We start from the raw sequence: 937 nt of genomic DNA on the forward strand, positions 1-937 counted from the left end.
TCGCGCAACGCCTCATATTCGCCCGCCAGCCAAGGCAGCCCCGGTCCTTTCGGCGAAACCCAAGCTTTGTCCATCATTTTGGAACCTATATACGAATGTGACCTACGCTAGGCTTTGACTTCGTGCATTATCGCGATGGGAGTTGTCCCGTAGCAGTCGCTTGGACGGCCAAAAATCAATCCAAGCTCCTGCCAGAACGCAATGGCCTGAGAGCCATAAATGTTGTCTCCGCCGCCGCAGGTGCAGCCTATATCTGCCACGTTGGTCTTGGGATCGCCCGGCAGGCTATGGCGCCGCTCAATGTCTTCCCGCTCACCGCTTTTGGTTTCGCCACTGAGGATGCCCTTCAGGCCGCCCGTAACGGCGGCATCGTCGGTTGCACTCCTAGGGTGAACCACATCAGTAAGATGGCGGAACTCGGAAAACTGTGAAAGAAAAGGGCCTATGCGGTGGTGATCCACATAGAGAAAATCAAAGATGGTATCGGTCTTTCTTTGGTCTAGTTCTTGCCCCATGCGCAATGTCCTCCCAAGCGTCCTCCACGCGCTTTTTGTTGCGCGCGACCCGCTCAAATAACCTCACGCTCGATTGCTTTCTCCAACTCACCCCTGTCGGTCTGACATATGCGAGAAAGCGACTCTTCAAAATCCATTTCGAAAAACGGATTCTCCGCCACCGGAGACAGTCTTCCACCTACGCAAGCAGCCAATTCATGCGCATACTATCTTCGATAGCGCGGCGATGATAGGCCACGTTATTTCGGAAAGATAGTTGCCGATATGCTTGTCGTCACGCCAAGAGCCTGCCGTATGAGCGACACCGCCCGCATCACCACAGCGGCATGATGCGATCCCTTGATTTCGTGTTTGGAAGCGACGGGGATGTTGCGGCGGTCTGGACGGAAGTGTGAGCTGACAGCCGAAGGATGCCCTCAGCC

The 937-nt window shown here is 55.1% G+C and carries 1 protein-coding gene; it reads right to left on the minus strand.

All coding sequences use genetic code 11. The features are described from left to right. Positions 1–107: 107 nt before the first annotated feature. Positions 108–515, minus strand: coding sequence for a hypothetical protein (locus tag ACWGS9_RS34960; protein ID WP_454509448.1), 408 nt, complete (start codon positions 513–515; stop codon positions 108–110). Positions 516–937: the final 422 nt, after the last annotated feature.

This window comes from Mesorhizobium sp. Arg314 (assembly GCF_053714275.1).